This is a genomic window from Petrotoga halophila DSM 16923 (assembly GCF_002924615.1).
Genome location: NZ_JALY01000112.1, coordinates 1 through 18,919 on the forward strand (window position 1 = coordinate 1; position 18,919 = coordinate 18,919).

Genomic DNA, 18,919 nt, shown 5'->3' on the forward strand with positions numbered 1-18,919 from the left:
TTTTTGGAAGAGAACCAAATGGGTTTTTACAAGATCTTTTACTTTCGATTTCGTAACGTTACCATACAATACTGATTTTTTGCCAGGTTCGTTAATTTCTACTGTTGGCTCAGCATAGCAGTATCCTAAACATCCTGTCTTAATGACTTCAATATTTTCTAATTTTTCTTCTTCTACCTCTTTTAGAAGCTCTTCATAAGTTTCATCAGCTCCAGCTGAGATTCCACAAGTTCCTAGTGCAACTTTTAATACAATTTTACTTCTATTCTCTTTTTCTTTGAGTTCATTTATCAACGATTCTAATTCTTCTAAACTCCTTAATTTAGGCATAGAGAAACCCTCCTATTGACTATTTTTCTTTGGCTCTATAATCTCTGATTATTCTTCTTACATCGTTTCTTTTGAGTCTTCCATGTACTTTTTCCCCTATTTTTACAACAGGTGCCAAACCACATGCACCTAAACATCTAACGGGATGAATGGAAAATAATCCATCCTCGGTTACCTCTTCTTCTTCAACATTTAAAATCTTTTTGAATTCGTCTAAGAGTTCATTTGCTCCGCCTACGTAGCAAGCTGTTCCTAGGCATACGCTTATAGGATACTTGCCTTTAGGCTTTGTGGTGAAAAAGTTATAAAAAGTTACAACACCATAAACTTGAGAAGAAGGAATCTCCAATTTTCTAGCTACTAATTTTTGCACTTCAATTGGAATATATCCTAGATTTTCCTGAACTTTATGCAAAACTTCAATTAGCAAACTTCTTCTTTCTTCTTCAGTTTTATCGTTCAAATCGATTGAATTAAGATAAGTTTCCACGTCTTTTAATTTGCTCTCAAGAAGTTCTTCCATTCATTTTTTCCTCCCCGTATAATTAGGTTTTATTACACATATAGCGCCCTTTCACCCCGCTCCCCACCCTTTTATGGAAGGGACCTTCGGTCCCTTAAACTCTGTAGCCTACGCATAAAGAAGGGGAAAGTTTCTGACCATAGGCATTAGGGAACAAGTTAAAAAATTCACTAATAATATACCTGATTGATTATACCATTTTTTATCGATTAGTAATTTAATAAAATATAAACCAGTTATTACTTTTTTCATAAATCAAAACAAAATAATCTTAAAATTCTACCCAGCTTGCACCTTTTTCTGTACTTTCTACGCACTTTTCTATAAATCGCATTCCCTCTACTCCGTCTTCCACAGTGGGAAAATCTAAGTCTCTTTGTTCTAAAAGTTCTCCTTTTTTCTTTTTTGCAATTGCGTTTATAAACTTATCGTATACCCTTGCAAAGGCTTCAACATACCCTTCCTGATGCCCACCGGGAGTCACATAATCATTTTTAATAAAATCATCAACCTTTTCGCTTCCTCTTGATAAGGTTATAAAAGGATGATTCACTTTTGAGATCTTCAAGTAATTTGCGTGTTCTTGTGACCATTCTATAGATCCCTTTGCCCCATATATACCGATATCCAAAGTATTTTCATGTCCCACAGCAATTTGAGACGTCCAGTATATTCCTTCTGCCCCATTATCGTAATTTATTAGTATAGATGCATTATCATCAAGTCTATCTGGCTCTACAAACTTGTCCATTCTGGCGATTAAGGTCTTTATCTTTAACCCTGTTAGGAAAGAAACCACGTTATCAACATGTACTCCGATATCAGCAACACAGTTGGATAGACCTGAAACTTTTGGATCTGATCTCCATTCATGGCGAGCATTTTTACCGGCAAATGGGACCTTTGCCATCCATTCACTAATGTATCGACCATTGATAAATCTAACTTCACCTATTTCCCCTCTTTTAATTAACTCCCGTGCGTATCTTAACATAGAATAACCCGTATAGGTGTAAGCAACAGCAAAAAGTAGGTTGTTTCTTCTTGCTAAGTGTTTTAGTTCTTCAGCTTCTTTTAGAGTTATGGTTAATGGTTTTTCACACATCACATTTATTCCAGATTCTAAAAATTTTTTTGCCACTTCATAATGTGAACTGTTGGGTGTAACTATGGATACAAAATCTATTTTATCGGGCCTTTTAGACTCCTCCTCAGCCATTTCTTCATAATTTCTGTATAATCTTTTCTCATCTATTTTTAACTCTTTGCCTGTTGCCAAAGTGTTTTTGAAGTTTCTTGAAAAACTTCCACAGACTAATTCTGCCTTCCCGTGTAGATTTATAGCTTTTCTGTGGACTATACCTATTTGAGAGTCTTTACTTCCACCTACCATTCCATAAGTCAATCTTTTGAACATATTTTACCCCTCCTCTTATTTGAGTTTGGTTTTAAAACTTTACCCAAACGCTTCCATTTTTCGAACTTTCTACACATTTTTCAATAAACCTCATCCCTCTTAATCCCGCGTTTACACTTTGAAAATGGGCATTATCGTTGGTTATAATTTCTCCGTTTTTTTTATTTATTAAATCGGTAATAAATGTGGAATAAGTATTTTTGAACCCTATATTTGTTCCAGGAATTTCATCCACATTTTGAACTATCTCTTCTTTGTGGTCTTCATACAAAATTGTTAATTTGTTTGCTTGATTAAAATTCCATTTCAACGTACCTTCCGAACCATACACGCAAACGCTAAAATTGTTGTTCTCTCCCACAGCAATTTGAGACATGAAAAGTAATCCTTTACTTTTATCTTTGAAATTTACCATCACGGTGGAATTATCTTCCAATTTTCTTGATTCACCAAAAGTATCAAGGCGTGCACACAAATTATCGATCTCTTTTCTAGTAAGATATGAAACCATGTTCTCCACATGACTACCTATGTCGGCGGTAGTATTCGCTAAACCACTTTGGTTTGGATCCAACCTCCATTGAGCTTGTTTGTTTTCATCTTCGATCTTTTTTGCGAGCCATCCCTGAATATATTGTACGTTAACAAACCTTATTTCACCCAACTCACCTTTTTCTATTTTGTTCCTTGCTATCGAGATCACCGGATACCCCACGTACGAATACGTCACACACAACAAAAGATCGTTATCATCTGCTAACTGTTTTAACTCTCCTGCTTCTTTTACTGTTGTTGTGAGTGGTTTATCGCAAACAACGTTTATACCTTTTTCTAAGAAGGTTTTAGCTATTTCATAATGGGAAGCATTCGGAGTCGCAATAACTACAAAATCAATTTTATTTTTCTTTTTGCTCTCCTCTTCAGCCATTTCTAAGTAATTTTCATACAATCTATCTTTCTTTATGTCCCATTTTTTGCCTGTTTTTAATGTTTTTTTATAATCCCTTGAAAAACACCCACTAACTATACTTGCTCTTCCGTCTGATAATATAGCATTTCTATGTGCTTCACCTATCATAGAATAAATTGATCCCCCAACCATTCCATACGTTATTTTCTTTGACATAAAACACCTCCATGAAAAAAGATTTATTTTTATTATTTTAACATAAATACCTTTTTTTTTTAAATATATATGGTATAATTTAACTATAGTGAATTCAATTCTTTTATTTTCGATGAATTGTGTAAATATTCACATCATAAAGGAGGGATACATAGTATGAAAAAAAGATTAGAAGGAAAAGTTGCTATTATTACAGGAGCCGCAAGAGGAATGGGAAAAGTTGAAGCTGAGCTATTTGTAAAAGGGAGGTGACAATCTTCAAGAGAGTAACCAATTAAAAGTGTTGGGGAGACATTAAAGGTCACTGGTCATTTTCCGAGAGGAAAGGTTTTTAGACAGATAACAATATAAAAATAAAAAGAAAGGGGAGACAATTATATGAAATATCCTGTGCTTTTTTCACCGATAAAGATAGGCACGATGGAGGTAAGAAATCGTTATGTGGTACCACCAATGGCTACTGGATTAGCACGAGCGGATGGCAGCCCAACCGAAGGGCATGTAGCATATTGGGCTGCAAGAGCAAAAGGAGGATATGGACTGCTGATTGTAGAGGCTGCGGCAATTGACCCTCTTGGAAAAGGTTCTCCATGGGATGAGCCTGGTATATGGGACGATAAGTTTATACCTGCATGGAAGAAAGTAACAGAGGAGGTTCATAAGTATGGAGCTAAAATAGCAATTCAGCTTCATCACGCCGGAAGGCAAACAACTCACGATAAAATAGGAGGTCAACCTGTGGCTCCATCGCCAATACCATGTCCGGTGGAAAGGGAAATGCCAAGAGAATTGACGACCGAAGAAGTATATGACCTCATTGAGAAATTCGGAGATGCTGCAAGAAGGGCCAGAGATGCCGGGTTTGATGCTGTGGAGGTACATGGAGCCCATGGGTACCTTATAGCCCAGTTTATGTCTCCATATTCTAATAAGAGGGTAGATGAGTTCGGCGGAGATTTTATGGGCAGGATGAAATTCCCTGTGGAAATAGTTAAGAATATACGGAGAAAAGTGGGCAACGGATATCCAATTATATTCAGATTGAGCGGTGATGAGAGGGTGCCTGGTGGAAGAGACATAAATGACTCCAGACTGGTAGCCCGCGTGATGGAAGAGGCAGGGGTTGATGCAATCCATGTATCCGCAGGGGTTTATGCAAGCACCCAATATATTATTGCACCTGCAGCTGTACCTCCGGGATTTAACGTTTATGCATCGGAACAAATCAAAAAGGTCGTTAATATACCTGTAATAGCGGTAGGAAGAATTAATGACCCATTGCTCGCTGAAGATATATTGGAAAGTGGCAAAGCCGATTCAGTTGCTTTAGGCAGAGAATCCCTGGCTGACCCAGAGCTGCCCAATAAGGTTGCTGCCGGTTTAACAGAAGAGATCTCACCATGTATAGGGTGCATGCAGGCCTGCGCAGGCTACCTGTTTGATTCTACAAAGTCCAATATTTCCTGTCTTGTAAACCCGTTTACTGGAAGAGAAGGAGAGCTTAAAGTCGAAAAAGCGGAAAAATCCAAGAACGTTATGGTAGTTGGTGGAGGACCCGGCGGATTGGAGGCTGCGTGGGTGGCAGCCAAAAGGGGACATAAGGTTACCCTTTACGAAAAAGAAAATGTGTTGGGCGGTCAGTACAGGATAGGAGCCATACCACCGACAAAGCAGGACATACTGAAGGCTATAAGGTACTATATAACCATGGGCAAGAAGTACGGAGTAGAGTATAAAATGGGGGTAGAGGTGACAGACGACCTTATAATGAAAGAGAATCCCGATGTGGTTATATTAGCTACAGGTGGGGTGCCTCTGGTGCCCAATATAAAGGGTATAGACAACCCCAAATTTGCCAAAGCGGTTGACATACTGGAAGGCAAAAAAGAGGCCGGCACGAATGTCCTCATAGTTGGCGGGGGTATGGTAGGTGTTGAGACAGCTGATTTCCTAGGCGAGCATTATCATAATGTAACCATAGTGGAGATGCTGCCGGAAATAGCGAAAGATGAACAGGCAGCGGTCAAATTCTTCCTCATGGAGAGGCTGAATAAATACGGTGTTAAAGCAATTACCAATGCCACAGTGAGGGAGTTCCTTGACGATGGTGTAGTATATGAAAAAGGCGGAAAAGAAGAAAAGCTCACAGGATTTGATACGATAGTCCTGGCCATGGGAGCTAAAGCATATAACCCACTAGAAGAGAAAATAAAAGGCAAAGTATCTGAGGTATATGTGATTGGTGATGCCATAGAGCCCAGAAAAACCTTGGAAGCCATAGAAGAGGCAGCAAGGGTAGCAGTAAAGATATAAGGCAAATGTTACCCATCAAAAAAAATAATCTGTCATTTCTGAGGGTGATTGTATCTCAGCAATGGGTATGCCGGGGTCAACAGAGGGTGGCTAAAGATGTCATAGTAGTCCCCAGGCAGGAATTACGAGAGCATATTGTTTACTGCCGTTTGCTTTGTGTAAACCACTCGAGAACTCTTTCAAGGCCCCAGCGTACCGTCACACTCAAAAAGCATTGGGAAATTGGGTTAATTGCCAATAAATTGAATTGACTTTTTTGAATTGAAATACAATAGTTAAAATAATATTATAAGGTATTAAAACTTAACTATAATGCATGTTTTAGAATTTCTAGAGTGTCTAAAATTTCTATTTTAAAGGAGGCATTTTTGTATGGAAGGTTTTGAAAAACTTTTTGAGCCTATTAAGATTGGAAGTGTAGAAGTGAAGAACAAGATTGCCATGGCCCCTATGGCAATACTTGGATTGGTAACGGAGAAGGGCGGTTTTTCCAAGAGAGCACAGGACTATTATGTGGCAAGAGCTAAGGGTGGCACAGGACTAATCATCACTGGTGCTGCTAAAGTAGAAAATGAGATAGAAAAACTTCACGATGGAATTTTCCCATGTACAACTATTGATCCCGCACACTTTATAAAAACGACATCTGAAATGGTGGAGAAGGTTCATGCTTATGATACAAAAATATTTCTACAATTGACGATAGGATTGGGTCACAATGCTGCTCCTCAAATGGTAGTTGGGCAGCCTGTAGCTCCATCAGCAATACCCAACTATTGGGACCCATCGGTTACATGTCGTGAACTTACCACAGAAGAAGTAGAAAGGCTTGTTAAAATGTCGGCAGAGTCGGCGGCAATTGCTAAGGAGGCAGGCTTTGACGGCGTTGAAATTCATGCCATACATGAAGGCTATTTGTTAGACCAGTTTACCATGGCCATGTTCAACAGAAGGACAGACAAATACGGTGGAGATCTTATGGAAAGGTTGACACTACCGATTGAAATAGTAAAGGCTATAAAGAAAGTAAACGGAAATGACTTCCCAGTTTGTTTGAGGTTCAGCATAAAGAGTTATATCAAGGATTGGAACCAGGGAGGCCTTGACGGAGAGGACTTTGTTGAAAAAGGGCGCGACACGCAGGAAGGGCTTACCATAGCGCCTATACTTGAGAAGGCCGGTTATGATGCCTTTGATGCCGATGCAGGTTCGTATGAGGCATGGTATTGGGCACACCCACCAATTTATCAAAAACACGGCCTGTATCTGCCTCTTACTGAGCAACTCAAGAAGGTAGTCAATGTTCCGGTGATAGTTGCAGGTAAGATGGAGATACCTGAGCTTGCTGAGAAGACACTGGAAGAGGGCAAGGCAGCCGACATGATAGGCCTTGGGAGAGGACTATTAACTGACCCTGAGTGGGGTAATAAAGTTCTGGAAGGCAGATCGGAAGATGTTCGTCCTTGTATAGGCTGCCATGATGGCTGCTTAGGCAGAGGCTTTGAGGGTAAGCCATTGTCATGTGCCGTAAACCCGGCCTGCGGCAGAGAAGAAGAATACGGTGTGCACCCGGCGGATACTGTTAAGAATGTCATGGTTATAGGAGGCGGTATAGCCGGCATGGAAGCTGCTAGGGTATCTGCCATGAGAGGGCATAAGGTTACGCTTTACGAGAAGACCGGAGAACTTGGAGGACATGTAATAGAAGGTTCCGTCGATGAGTTCAAAAAAGACAACGCCAGACTTCTTGACTGGTATAGGACGCAACTTAAGAAACTAGATATAGATGTAAAGCTCAATACGGAAGTAAAAGCGGAAGATGTAAAAAACAGAGAAGCGGATGTGGTTATTGTTGCCACTGGTTCAGTTCCTTCCATACCAAATATTCCCGGTATAGATAGGGATAATGTGGTCACGGCAACGGATGTCCTGCTGAAGAAAAAACCAGTCGGACAAAAGGTGGTTGTTGTCGGAGGCGGACTGGTAGGCTGTGAAACAGCTATAAGCTTCGCTATGGAAGGCAAGGATGTTACAATAGTGGAAATGCTTCCCGAGCTTATGGGAGCCGGTATGCCGGTACCGCATGCCAACAAGATTATGGTTCTTGATATGCTTAAATTTTATAAAGTAAAGACTGTCCTCAACACTAGCCTGCAGGAGGTCAAGGACCGCGCCATAGAGGTTATAGATAAGAACTTTAAGAAGAGCACCATTCCTGCTGACACGGTTGTAATCTCCATAGGCTTAAAGCCTGACCGTAAGCTTTATAGTGAAATTGCAGGCAAGGTCCCGGATACCTATTTGATAGGCGATGCCAACAGTGCACGCAATATTATGTATGCAATCTGGGATGCATACGAAGTGGCAAGAAACATATAAATTCATCGAAAAGGTAATCGGGTAGGAGGTAGATAATTAATTTATCTACCGTCCTCCCACACCACTGTACGTACCGTTCGGTATACGGCGGTTCAACCTAATTGATGTTTTAGGTTATACGTTTCCAGGATCAAAGTTAAACCCATTTCCTTAAGGTGTTTATTAGTTAGTGTTCTTGAAAGTATTGGGCTATTGGAGATTCTCCAGTAGCCTTTTCTTGTATTTGCATATTCCCATGCTTTGTACGTGTTTAGTCCTAATTTGACTAAGTTTTCATGTCTTGTTTTGATTTTCTTCCATCCTTTCCAGATACACATCCTAATTCTCCTTCTAAGCCATCCATCAAGATTTTCTGCTACCTTTTTCATGTTCGCTATTCCATAGTAGTTTATCCATTCCATCCATCCGGTTTCGGTATCTCTTTCCTACTTACCGGTTTCGGGTTGTATCTTACTTCAAGGAGCTTTTGCCTTAATTCTTCTCCATGTTTTTTGAGATATCTATACAATTCTTCTACTTTCATACCATATATCCGTCAGATTTACTCCGTTAAGAAGTTAAACCCACTAAGATCCAAATACTTAACAACCTTTTCTAAAGGTGCGAAAGCATAATTCTTATCGTAGGCAGAAGCAGGGGAAACAACGGGGGAGATTGGAACGTTTTATCCCTAAATATTGAAAGTGTTAAAAGTTAGTTACAATGCATGTTTTAGAGTTTCTGAAGACAGTATATCTTTGAAAAGGAAGGAAGGAAGGTTAAGGTGCATCGAGATTGTTAACAAAAACAGCTACAGATGAACTTGCTAAATATAACATACGGAGCTTTTTTCTTAGCTTCCGATGAATCCTCGTTCATGACAGGCTCTGAGTTGGTCATTGATGGAGGATACACTGCATTATAATAATAAATCGTATCATCAAAACATCCGCGTAAAGCGGATGTTTTTTATATGTACCGGGCATATGGGTGCACATAGAAAGGTCTGCTCACAGCAGATCTTTTATATCTTGAGGTGAAAAACCGAACCAAAGCCTGGATCTGTCTTTCAAATCTTAAAAATTTATTCAATTTTCAAAAACTGCTAAATAATATGTGCTACGAAAGGTTCTTTGTGTAACAACCATGCTAATGAAATCTGTGACACGGGTTGCTAATTTCATTCATCTTTTTCATGACCTAACTTTTTGAAGAAGCTCCACTACCTCTTCTGTTTTTAAAACTTTACCATAAGAAACCACTTTCCCATCTACAACAAGAGCAGGAGTTGTCATGACACCATAAGCTGCTATTTCCGAAAAATCTGTTACATGGTCAATCGCTGTATCCATACCAAGCTGCTGCAGAGCCTCTTTTGTTACCGCTTCCATTTTTTTACATTTTGGACATCCGCTTCCAAGTATTTTAACACTAGCACCCCCATCTTTAGCATGTGCTCCCTTTGCCAGGCCTCCTGTATCTCTGTTTTCTCCGATATAGGATGTTGTTTCTTCTTTTTTCTTTTCGAATAGTGACATTTTTATTACACCCCTTTTTATTCAGTTTTTGTTGTTCAATTGATGGCAACTATTTGGAATCTATTCAGACGTATAACTATATTATAGACACAATTGAGCCTTGCGCGGTCAACAACTTCTGATGTAAATGCCACACTCCATAAAGATCGTATAAACAATAGCTGGACACTAAGTCTTTTACTGATATTTTCTTACTACTATATGATGAAGCCTTGAATAGCGTTAAAAAGGTAACCTACAAAAATAATACCCATGGTACAGATTGCGATAAATAGCGCCAACAGCTCCGGTTTGACAGCTTTGCGTAACATAACCATAGATGGTATAGACAGAGTTGTGACCGCCATCATAAACGAAAGAACGGTGCCTAGATCAGCTCCTTTAGATAATAGAGCTTCTGCAATTGGGATTACACCAAAGATATCGGCATACATTGGTATGCCAACAAGTGTGGCTAAAACAACTCCAAACGGATTTTTACTACCGAGAACGGAGTTAATCCATTCTTCGGGAATCCAGTTGTGAATAATGGCGCCAATGCCTACACCAATCAAGATATATGGAAACACCTTTTTAAAGGTGGACAGCATTTGGTCCCTAGAGTAGACCAGTCTATCCTTTCTTGTCAGGTCGGGTGCTTCTATATCTACATTTCCAGCCATCATAATAAAGCTTTCAACGTACTTTCCCATTCGTAATTTTTCTATAACCGTACCACCTATTACTGCGATAATCAATCCGAGTATTACATACACGACTGCAACTTTTGCTCCAAAAATACTCATAAGCAGAAGCAGCGAACCTAGGTCGACCATGGGGGAAGAGATAAGGAACGAGAAAGTTACTCCCACTGGAAGGCCTGCAGATGTAAAACCAATAAACAAAGGAATGGATGAACAAGAACAAAAAGGCGTTACCGTGCCTAGTAAAGCCGCGACAGAGTTAGCACCGAGACCTTGAAATCGGCCTAATATTTTCTTGCTGCGTTCTGGTGGAAAAAAGCTCTGAATGTAACTGATAAAGAAAATCAGTAAACACAGTAGTATGATTATCTTAATGACATCATAGACGAAAAACTCGATGCTACCACCTATGCGGGTAGATGTATCCACTCCTAGACTTGAAAGGATCTTTCCAATCAAGGTATCAAGCCATTTCATTCCAAGAAGCTGATATTGAGTAAAATCCCAAATCTCTTTTAATATTTGCATTCTAGGAAAACCTCACATATGATAATAACATATCAAAAATATTTGATATGTTATCATTATATGAGTAAAATCAAAATTTGTCAATGTGTTGTGATTATAATCTTCAATTAGGCACTCACAACTCAGCTGTTGCATAATGTCCCGAAAGAGACTTTTTTTACATCTGGGATCATAAGTCACTACTTTCAAAAGAAATTATTGCTACTTATTATTCTTGGATATTTTTTATTTGAAATTTCTTCCATATTGATGTATAATTTAACAGTTAAAAATCGTTTGCATGAGGAGGAAAAACATGAAAGTTTTAGTAATCAACTCAGGAAGTTCTTCAATTAAATATCAACTTCTTGAAATGGATACAGAAAAAGTTTTAGCCAAAGGATTGATTGAAAGAATAGGCATAGAAGGATCAAGAATCATCCACAGAAAAAACGAAGAAAAATATGTTATAGAGAAGGTTATAAAAAATCATGAAGAAGGTTTAAAAGAAGTTTTAGATCTCTTAACTTCTGAAGATTACAAGGTTATTTCATCTCTAAAGGAAATAGATGCAGTTGGACATAGAGTGGTGCACGGGGGTGAAAGATTTTCTTCTTCTGTTATTATTGACAAAGAGTCTTTGGATGCAATTGAAATGATGTCTTTTTTGGCGCCGTTGCACAATCCTGCAAACGTCATGGGAATAAAAGCAGCGATGGACCTTTTACCCAATGTGCCACAAGTTGGGGTATTTGATACTTCTTTCCACCAAACTATGCCAAATACTTCTTTCTTGTATGCAATTCCTTATGAGTACTACGAAAAATACAAGATTCGACGTTATGGGTTCCATGGTACGAGTCATAAATATGTTTCAAGAAGGGCAGCCGAAATATTGGGAAAAGATATAAAAACACTTAAAATCATAACCTCACACATTGGAAATGGGGCATCCATTGCCGCTGTAAAAAATGGTGAATCTTTCGACACTTCAATGGGATTCACTCCTTTAGAGGGTTTAGTTATGGGAACAAGAAGTGGGGATATAGATCCTGCCATTGTTTCATTTCTGGCTCAAGAAGAGGGATTAACAGCAAAAGAAGTTATAGGAATATTGAATAATAAAAGTGGAGTCTATGGAATAACGAAAGGTTTCTCAAGTGATATGAGGGATATTGAAGATAAAGCATTAGAAGGAGATAAAGTTTGTCGTCTTGCACTTGACATTTATGAGTACAGGATAGCCAAATATATTGGAGCTTACGCTGCAGCGATGAACGGTGTAGATGTTATAGTGTTTACCGCCGGTGTAGGAGAGAATTCTCCGGTAACAAGGGAAGAAATATGTGAAAGGTATTTAACTTATCTTGGCGTGAAGATAGATAAAGAGAAAAACAATTTTAAAGGCTTAGAAAGGGTCATAAGTACTCCCGATTCTAAGGTAACCGTGTTGGTAGTTCCAACAAACGAAGAACTTATGATAGCAAGAGAAACCAAAGAATTGGTTTCAACCAAAAATTAAATTCTAAAATTTTGTATAAAGATACTAAAACTGTAGAGCAACTAATAAGTTAGCCCTACAGTTTTGTTTTTTTTGAATTGATTGTTAAAGGATTGCTTGGTCAATATTGTCAAGATTGTATGGGGTTTGTTGGTAAACATAGTAATTTAACCAATTGTTGAATAAAATATAAGCATGACTTCGCCATCTCACGACGGGCCGTTTTTCTGGATCATCATGTGGGAAGTAGTTTACTGGGATATCAATGTCCATACCTTTCTCTAAATCACGATAGTATTCTTTTTTTAAAACCTCTGGATCGTATTCCGGATGTCCTGTAACAAACACTTGCCTACCATCTTTTCTCTCAACTAAATAAACACCTGCTTTTTTCGATTCGGATAGGATCATCAGTTCTTTTATTGGTTCAATATCTTCTCTTTTGATTTGGGTATGTCTCGAATGAGGGACCCAAAACGTATCATCAAACCCTCTAACCAATGGCGAGTCTTCACAACTTACCGAATGCTCAAATACGCCGAATATCTTCTTTGATACATGATATTTGTTTATACCATAGTGATAGTACAATCCTGCTTGTGCACCCCAACAAATATGAAGAGTAGAAAATACATTTTTCTTTGACCAGTCCATCACTTCTTTAAGCTCTTCCCAATAATCCACTTGTTCAAAATCAAGAGTTTCAACAGGGGCCCCAGTGATAATTAATCCGTCGAACTTTCTGTGACTTATCTGATCAAAAGATTTATAAAAGGTGTCTAAGTACTCTTGCGATACGTTTTTGTGGCTATGTGATACCATCCTTAAAAGCACTACATTTATTTGCAAAGGGGTGTTTCCTAACAAGCGTAATAATTGAGTTTCGGTGACTATCTTGTTTGGCATTAGATTCAAAATAACAATCTCTAAAGGCCTAATATCTTGGTGTGCCGCCCTCTCTTCAGTCATTATAAATATGTTTTCTTCTCTCAATACTTCTGCAGCTGGTAAGTTTTCAGGAATTTTTATAGGCACTTTTAACACTCCTTTCGTTCTGTCCCGGATGAACTTAAAAAATGGTTATTAGTTCTTAGTTGCTTTAGTTAGAGCTGAATCTATATCCTCGATCAAATCATTAATATCTTCTATTCCAACGGATAGTCTAATCATATCAGGACTTACCCCAGAAGCCAACTGTTCTTCTTCACTCAATTGCCCGTGAGTGGTACTAGCAGGATGAACGGCGAGTGATCGAACATCGCCAACATTTGCAACATGGGAAAATATTCTTAAACTTTCGATAAATCTTTTCCCAGCTTCTACTCCACCTTTTACTCCGAAGGAAAGCATCCCTCCATAACCATGTTTTAGATATTTAACCGCATTTTTATGAGCCTTATGATTTTTCAGTCCTGGATAATTTACCCAGCTCACTCTCGAATCTTCGGATAGGAATTCTGCAATTTTCATTGCGTTTGAGGAATGCCTTTCCATTCTTAAACTCAATGTTTCAATGCCCTGCAATATCAAAAAAGAATTGAAAGGACTTATTGAAGCCCCTAGATCTCTTAACCATTGGGAGCGGGCTTTTGAGATATAGGCAGCATTTCCAAATTTTTTATAAAAGCTTATCCCATGAAAAGCAGGATCTTCTTCAGTTAACATATTAAATTTACCGTTGTTCCAGTCGAAATTTCCACTATCAACAATAATTCCACCAATTGAATTACCGTGCCCGTTCAAATATTTGGTTAAAGAGTGAACAACGATATCAGCGCCAAATTCAAAAGGTCTGCACAAGTACGGTGTCGCAAAGGTGTTATCTACGATCAAAGGTATACCATTCTCATGAGCTATCTTAGAAATCTGCTCAAAATCAGGTACAGAAAGTTCGGGATTACCAATGGTTTCCACATAAACCGCCTTTGTCCGATTATTTATCTTATTTTTCAAGCTATCCACATCGTCAATGTCAAAGAAGTGGGTTTTTATGCCAAATCTACTCAAAGAATTCTTAAATAATGTGAATGTTCCACCATACAAAGAGCTTGCTGTAAGTATTTCATCCCCTTCTTCCATAATGTTTAAGACTGCTATCGCTTCTGCAGCTTGCCCCGATGAAGTGGCTAAAGCGCCCACACCACCTTCCAAAGCAGCAACCCTTTTCTCCAACACATCGGTCGTTGGGTTCATTATACGTGTATATATATTCCCGGATTCTTCCATGTTGAAAAGCCTAAGGGCATGAGCTGAGTCTTCAAAGGTATAAGATGAAGTCTGGTAAATTGGTACTACGTTAGCCCCGGTGGTCGGCTCTTTTTCAAAACCCGCATGAACCATTAAAGTATCGAAGTTGTGAATTCTTTCTTCCATATCTTTCCTCCTCATTTGTTTAAAATTATAGTAATTTGAGAAACTCTAAAACTTGTGTTAGCGCCCCTTTGCCGAATCGTTAAGGGGTAAACCCCTTAAGATCCCCGTGCATCATTTGCTTCGCAAATGAGAATTTGGATATTACTTCTAAAGCATTATGAAAATGCTTTTTGCATAAAACGGCAAAAGCTTCGCAAAGGTATTATAAAGAAGCATTTTGCACAAAGCTGCAAAAAAACATAGTTTGCACAATACAGCAAACTCTCCTCACCCATAAGGAAGGAGGACTAAGGCTCCACCCCAATATGGTTGAAGTAAGGCTTCTGTCAACAGCCAGATTAATGAGATTTTTAACGGTAAAGTGGCAAATTTCACCCCTAAAGTGTTATAATCAATAACAGCTGTAATAAAGTGAAAAGAAAGGGCTGAGTAAATGAATTGGGTTATACCTATTATTATCTTTTTTGACCAATTAACTAAAAAACTTTCAGAAACTTTTCTTCTAGAAAACAACATTAAAATCGGATTTTTCCAATTGACTTACGTTGAAAACACAGGCATCGCCTTTGGATTTTTTAAAGATATGGCTTTGTTTCATGGAATCTTCTCTACGCTAATAGTGATTTTTCTTTTTATCTTAAAAGAAAAATACAAAGAAAAAAATAAGTTTTTTAATACTTCTTTTGACTTGGGTATATCTTTTATTATTGGGGGAGCTTTAGGCAATATCTTTGATAGGATTAGGTTAGGATACGTTGTAGATATGATATATTGGCCAAACTTTTCTATATTCAACGTAGCTGATATATTCGTGACTTTTGGTGGTGTGATTTTATTATACCATTTTTTCAAAAGGAGCAAATATGGAGAAAAGAATATACAAGGTTGAAAAGGATGATGATCAAAAAAGACTCGACGTATACATTGTCGAAAAAATTCCCATTGAAATTTCTAGAAATCTCGTTCAAAACGCAATAACCAAAGGACAAATTACCGTCAATGGAACTCAAAAGAAACCTCATTACAAAGTTAAACAAGGCGACGAAATTCAAATAGATTTTTATGAAATGGTAAAAGAAACCAAAGAAGAGAAAATTTTACCAGAAAATATACCATTAAATATACTATATGAAGATGAAGAGTTAATCGTTATCAACAAACCTGCTGGATTGATAGTACATCCAACACCAAATATCAAAACCGGTACTTTGGTGAACGCCCTGCTGCACCATGTAAAGGATCTTGACAAAACTATGCAGGATCCAAACAGATTAGGTATTGTTCATAGGTTGGACAAAGAAACCTCCGGTGTGTTGGTCGTAGCAAAAAATGTTTATTCTCATAACTTACTTTCAAAAGAATTTAAAGAAAGAAAGACAATGAAATACTATTTAGCCCTAATAGAAGGAACGCTGAAAGAAAAGGAAGGAAAAATAATTTTACCTTTGGGGAGGCATCCTGTTTTACGGCATAAAAGGGCTGTTGTGTACAACGGAAGAGAAGCGATAACCGAATACAAAGTTTTAAAAGAATTTGGAGATCTTGCCACATTGGTTTGGATACGGTTGAAAACAGGAAGGACACATCAAATCAGAGTGCATTTCAAATACATCGGTAATCCTGTAATTGGAGATTCTTTGTATGGAAAAAATAAAGTCGAAAAAGATCTTCAAATATCAGTAGATAGACAGATGCTTCATGCTTTGAAATTAGGCTTTTATCATCCAAAAAGTAACGAATGGATGGAATTTTTGGCCCCCTTACCCGAAGATTTTAAAAGTCTTTTGATCACTTTAACAAACCTAAAAAGGCAAAATTCTTGATGGAGGGCTCTGCCATTGAAGATCTTAGGACCTGTGGTAACTTCAAAAAGCATTGGCAAATCATATCTTCAGCTAAGGGACCTTTTCTCCATAGCAAAAAGATATGAGTACAATTCCATAGTTCTATCAGAACCGCACCCAAGATCATGGGTGAGTTTTATCGTTTATGCCCAAAAGTATAGAATTAAGCCAATAATCCTGTATGAAACGGCAAATGGCAAGTACTTATTGCAAACAAACAACGATATTAGATCAGCTATAATGCACTACAACGGATTAGGAAACAACTTAAGATTAAAAAAAATCGATTTGGATCTTCCCTATGTGAAGTATCCAACTGACTTTTTAAAAGATATTTTTAAAGATGAAGAATCTCTTTGTATCAAAGATGTCTTAAAATATCAAAATGAACTATCTATTTTCTCAAATATAGAAACTTATTACAATATAGTAAACTATAGATTTGATGAATACAAAGTCACTGACTATAATTTAACAGATATTGTTTCACAAAAAGACCTAACTTCCGAAGAAAAAAGACGGCTATCTTACGAGCTGAACATAATAAAAAAGTTAAAAGTAGAAAATTATATTTTAACGGTTAAAAAAATCGTTGACACCGCTAAAAAAAATGGCATCTCGGTCGGACCTGGAAGAGGCTCAGCAGTAGGTTCCTTTTTAGTTTATAAATTAGGAATAACTAAGGTGAATCCTATTGAATACGGTCTCCTCTTCGAAAGATTTCTAAACGAATACAGGCATGAATTACCCGATATAGACCTGGATATCGACGCGGAGAAAAGGGTTGATCTAATAAAGGCATTGCAAAAAGAATTTGGAGAAAACAAGATCTCTCAAATCAGGACCTACTCAACCATGAAAATTAAATCTGCTTTAAAAAAGGCAGAAGAATTACTTGGATACAATTTAGAAGCCAAAATAAACACCCCAATAAGAAGCAAAGAGAACATCGATAAATTCAAATCTTTATCACAAAAAGAGAAAACCTTTTTTTATGCCGCTTATTATCTTGAAGGAATAGAAGTTGCAGAGTCAGTACATGCAGCGGGTTTAATAATTTCCCAAAATGACCTTAGAACCTTTTCTCCTGTGGAAAAAAAGGAAGTACCTATAATAGAATGGGAAATGTCTGATTTAAAATATTTAGGAGTGGAAAAGTTCGACATTTTAGCTTTGGACACGTTGACCTTCTTAAAAAGATTACAGATAAAAGAAAAGTACCGGGAGCTTAACGATTCAAAAACTTTCCATTACCTATCTAAAGGTTTGACAAAAGGCATCTTCCAATTGGACTCAAAATTAGGGCAAAAATTAGCCCAAAGAATAAAACCTAAAAATTTTGAAGAGCTTGTTTTACTTTTAGCCATCAACAGGCCCGGACCCCTTGAATCTGGGATGATAGATCAATACGTTAATGATGACTCCCCAGAATATTTGAAAAAAATCTTCCCCGAGACAAAGGGAGTTTTAGTTTACCAAGAACAGATAATGAAAATCGCTCAAATCTTAGGAGAATTTTCTCCACAAGAATCAGATTTATTGAGAAAAGCAGTATCTAAAAAAGAGAAAGACAAAATTACAACCTTCAAAAACAAATTTGTTACCAACGCCTCAAAAAAGATAGACGAAAAAGAAGCAACTTTATTGTTTTCTCAGATAGAAAACTTTGCTCAGTATGCCTTTAATAAATCTCATGCGGTTGCATACGCTCACATTACTTACTGGCTTTCAGAAAAAAAATTTAAAGATCCTTCACATTTCTTCTTAGAATATGTTAAAATAAAAGGCATCGATGTTGATATAATAAATGAAGCATCAGTTTTAGGTGTGAAAATAAAGTTACCCGACATTAGATATCCATTTGGTTTAGCAAGTGAAACAGATCTAATACTACCTTTGTATATAATTAAAGGAATAGGCAAAAATATCTCTCACATATTCGAAGAAGCGAAACTCTCAAACTTAGAAGATTTTTTTAATTTCGTAATCAACAAAAATATCAATAGAAATATTGTGGAACTAATAATCAAATCAGGCGCGTTAGATTATTACAACAACAATCGTAAAAATCTACTAAGAGAGGTCACTCAGCGAGTGAAAGGAAAAGTTCAACAGTTAGAAGATATAAAAAGTACGTTATTCGGAGAGGTGGAACAAAAATCAACTAAAAAGGTTGAAACAACCTTACAAGATTTAGCCCAGTACGAAATAGAAAGTATAGGATTTCCATTGAGTTTAATGTCTCAAAAAGGGTTATCTAACACGTTGATAGATAAATATCTTTATAGAAAAAAGGTATACCTTGATAGTTATGTCTTCAGAGATTTTATAGTCGATAACTCTGCTATGATCTATTCAAAAGTTTATAACAAAAACCTAAAAAGACTTATTAAATTCATTTAAATT

The 18,919-nt window shown here is 37.4% G+C and carries 15 protein-coding genes and 3 pseudogenes; 8 read left to right on the plus strand and 10 right to left on the minus strand.

Going from position 1 to position 18,919, the window contains the following annotated elements; translation table 11 throughout:
- From AA81_RS04935 to AA81_RS04950, 4 genes are all read right to left on the minus strand, one after another.
- The coding region (locus AA81_RS04935; RefSeq protein WP_103898400.1) for a (2Fe-2S) ferredoxin domain-containing protein at positions 1 to 330 on the minus strand (330 nt) is incomplete at its 3' end.
- 19 nt (positions 331 to 349) lie between these two features.
- Entirely contained in the window at positions 350 to 853 is a 504-nt protein-coding gene (locus AA81_RS04940) for an NADH-quinone oxidoreductase subunit NuoE family protein (protein WP_103898401.1), read from the minus strand.
- Positions 854 to 1,124: 271 nt separating this feature from the next.
- On the minus strand, positions 1,125 to 2,270 hold the full coding sequence (locus AA81_RS04945; protein WP_103898402.1) for a Gfo/Idh/MocA family protein: 1,146 nt from the start codon (positions 2,268 to 2,270) through the stop codon (positions 1,125 to 1,127).
- Between the two features lie 31 nt (positions 2,271 to 2,301).
- Positions 2,302 to 3,396, minus strand: coding sequence for a Gfo/Idh/MocA family protein (locus tag AA81_RS04950; protein ID WP_103898403.1), 1,095 nt, complete (start codon positions 3,394 to 3,396; stop codon positions 2,302 to 2,304).
- Between the two features lie 156 nt (positions 3,397 to 3,552).
- Here AA81_RS04950 and AA81_RS14760 point away from each other — a divergent pair.
- From AA81_RS14760 to AA81_RS04965, 3 genes and pseudogenes are all read left to right on the plus strand, one after another.
- Positions 3,553 to 3,639, plus strand: a pseudogene (locus AA81_RS14760) (cyclopentanol dehydrogenase); the annotation flags it as partial.
- 135 nt (positions 3,640 to 3,774) lie between these two features.
- Positions 3,775 to 5,709, plus strand: a complete 1,935-nt coding sequence (locus AA81_RS04960) for an oxidoreductase (protein ID WP_103898404.1) — start codon at positions 3,775 to 3,777, stop codon at positions 5,707 to 5,709.
- Between the two features lie 372 nt (positions 5,710 to 6,081).
- A complete protein-coding gene (locus AA81_RS04965) occupies positions 6,082 to 8,088 on the plus strand; it encodes an oxidoreductase (protein WP_103898405.1) in 2,007 nt (668 codons plus the stop codon).
- 92 nt (positions 8,089 to 8,180) lie between these two features.
- On the opposite strand, the pseudogene AA81_RS04970 reads toward AA81_RS04965, so the two are convergent.
- Together AA81_RS04970 and AA81_RS14690 are read right to left on the minus strand one after the other, a co-directional pair.
- Positions 8,181 to 8,483 (minus strand): annotated as a pseudogene (locus AA81_RS04970) (group II intron maturase-specific domain-containing protein); the annotation flags it as partial.
- Positions 8,477 to 8,611, minus strand: a complete 135-nt coding sequence (locus tag AA81_RS14690) for a hypothetical protein (protein WP_255408238.1) — start codon at positions 8,609 to 8,611, stop codon at positions 8,477 to 8,479. The pseudogene AA81_RS04970 and the gene AA81_RS14690, both read right to left, overlap by 7 nt.
- Positions 8,612 to 8,896: 285 nt before the next feature.
- On the opposite strand from AA81_RS14690, the pseudogene AA81_RS14765 reads away from it, so the two are divergent.
- Positions 8,897 to 8,992 (plus strand): annotated as a pseudogene (locus AA81_RS14765) (SDR family oxidoreductase); the annotation flags it as partial.
- Positions 8,993 to 9,260: 268 nt separating this feature from the next.
- Here the strand turns inward: AA81_RS14765 and AA81_RS04980 are convergent.
- Together AA81_RS04980 and AA81_RS04985 are read right to left on the minus strand one after the other, a co-directional pair.
- Positions 9,261 to 9,605: a thioredoxin family protein gene (locus tag AA81_RS04980; RefSeq protein ID WP_103898407.1), complete on the minus strand. Its 345-nt coding sequence runs from the start codon at positions 9,603 to 9,605 to the stop codon at positions 9,261 to 9,263.
- 197 nt (positions 9,606 to 9,802) lie between these two features.
- Positions 9,803 to 10,816: a permease gene (locus AA81_RS04985; RefSeq protein ID WP_103898408.1), complete on the minus strand. Its 1,014-nt coding sequence runs from the start codon at positions 10,814 to 10,816 to the stop codon at positions 9,803 to 9,805.
- A gap of 295 nt (positions 10,817 to 11,111) precedes the next feature.
- Here AA81_RS04985 and ackA point away from each other — a divergent pair, with 295 nt between their 5' ends.
- On the plus strand, positions 11,112 to 12,317 hold the full coding sequence (ackA, locus tag AA81_RS04990; protein ID WP_103898409.1) for an acetate kinase: 1,206 nt from the start codon (positions 11,112 to 11,114) through the stop codon (positions 12,315 to 12,317).
- An 84-nt stretch (positions 12,318 to 12,401) separates the two neighbouring features.
- On the opposite strand, the gene metA is transcribed toward ackA, so the two are convergent.
- The gene (gene metA / locus AA81_RS04995; protein ID WP_103898410.1) at positions 12,402 to 13,331 is read right to left on the minus strand and encodes a homoserine O-acetyltransferase MetA; all 930 of its coding nucleotides are present in this window, start codon (positions 13,329 to 13,331) and stop codon (positions 12,402 to 12,404) included.
- A gap of 48 nt (positions 13,332 to 13,379) precedes the next feature.
- Positions 13,380 to 14,669, minus strand: coding sequence for an O-acetylhomoserine aminocarboxypropyltransferase/cysteine synthase family protein (locus tag AA81_RS05000; protein WP_103898411.1), 1,290 nt, complete (start codon positions 14,667 to 14,669; stop codon positions 13,380 to 13,382).
- A gap of 433 nt (positions 14,670 to 15,102) precedes the next feature.
- Here AA81_RS05000 and lspA point away from each other — a divergent pair, with 433 nt between their 5' ends.
- Genes lspA through dnaE form a run of 3 tightly spaced genes read left to right on the plus strand, consistent with a single transcriptional unit; the run spans position 15,103 to position 18,916 of the window.
- Complete coding sequence (gene lspA, locus AA81_RS05005) at positions 15,103 to 15,558, plus strand: signal peptidase II (protein WP_103898412.1); 456 nt, start codon at positions 15,103 to 15,105, stop codon at positions 15,556 to 15,558.
- Positions 15,533 to 16,492 carry an RluA family pseudouridine synthase gene (locus AA81_RS05010; protein ID WP_103898413.1) on the plus strand — a complete coding sequence of 320 codons (960 nt, stop codon included), beginning with the start codon at positions 15,533 to 15,535 and terminating at the stop codon, positions 16,490 to 16,492. Before lspA ends, AA81_RS05010 begins: the two co-directional genes overlap by 26 nt.
- 15 nt (positions 16,493 to 16,507) lie before the next feature.
- Positions 16,508 to 18,916, plus strand: a complete 2,409-nt coding sequence (gene dnaE / locus AA81_RS05015; RefSeq protein WP_103898414.1) for a DNA polymerase III subunit alpha — start codon at positions 16,508 to 16,510, stop codon at positions 18,914 to 18,916.
- The last annotated feature ends 3 nt before the right edge of the window (positions 18,917 to 18,919 follow it).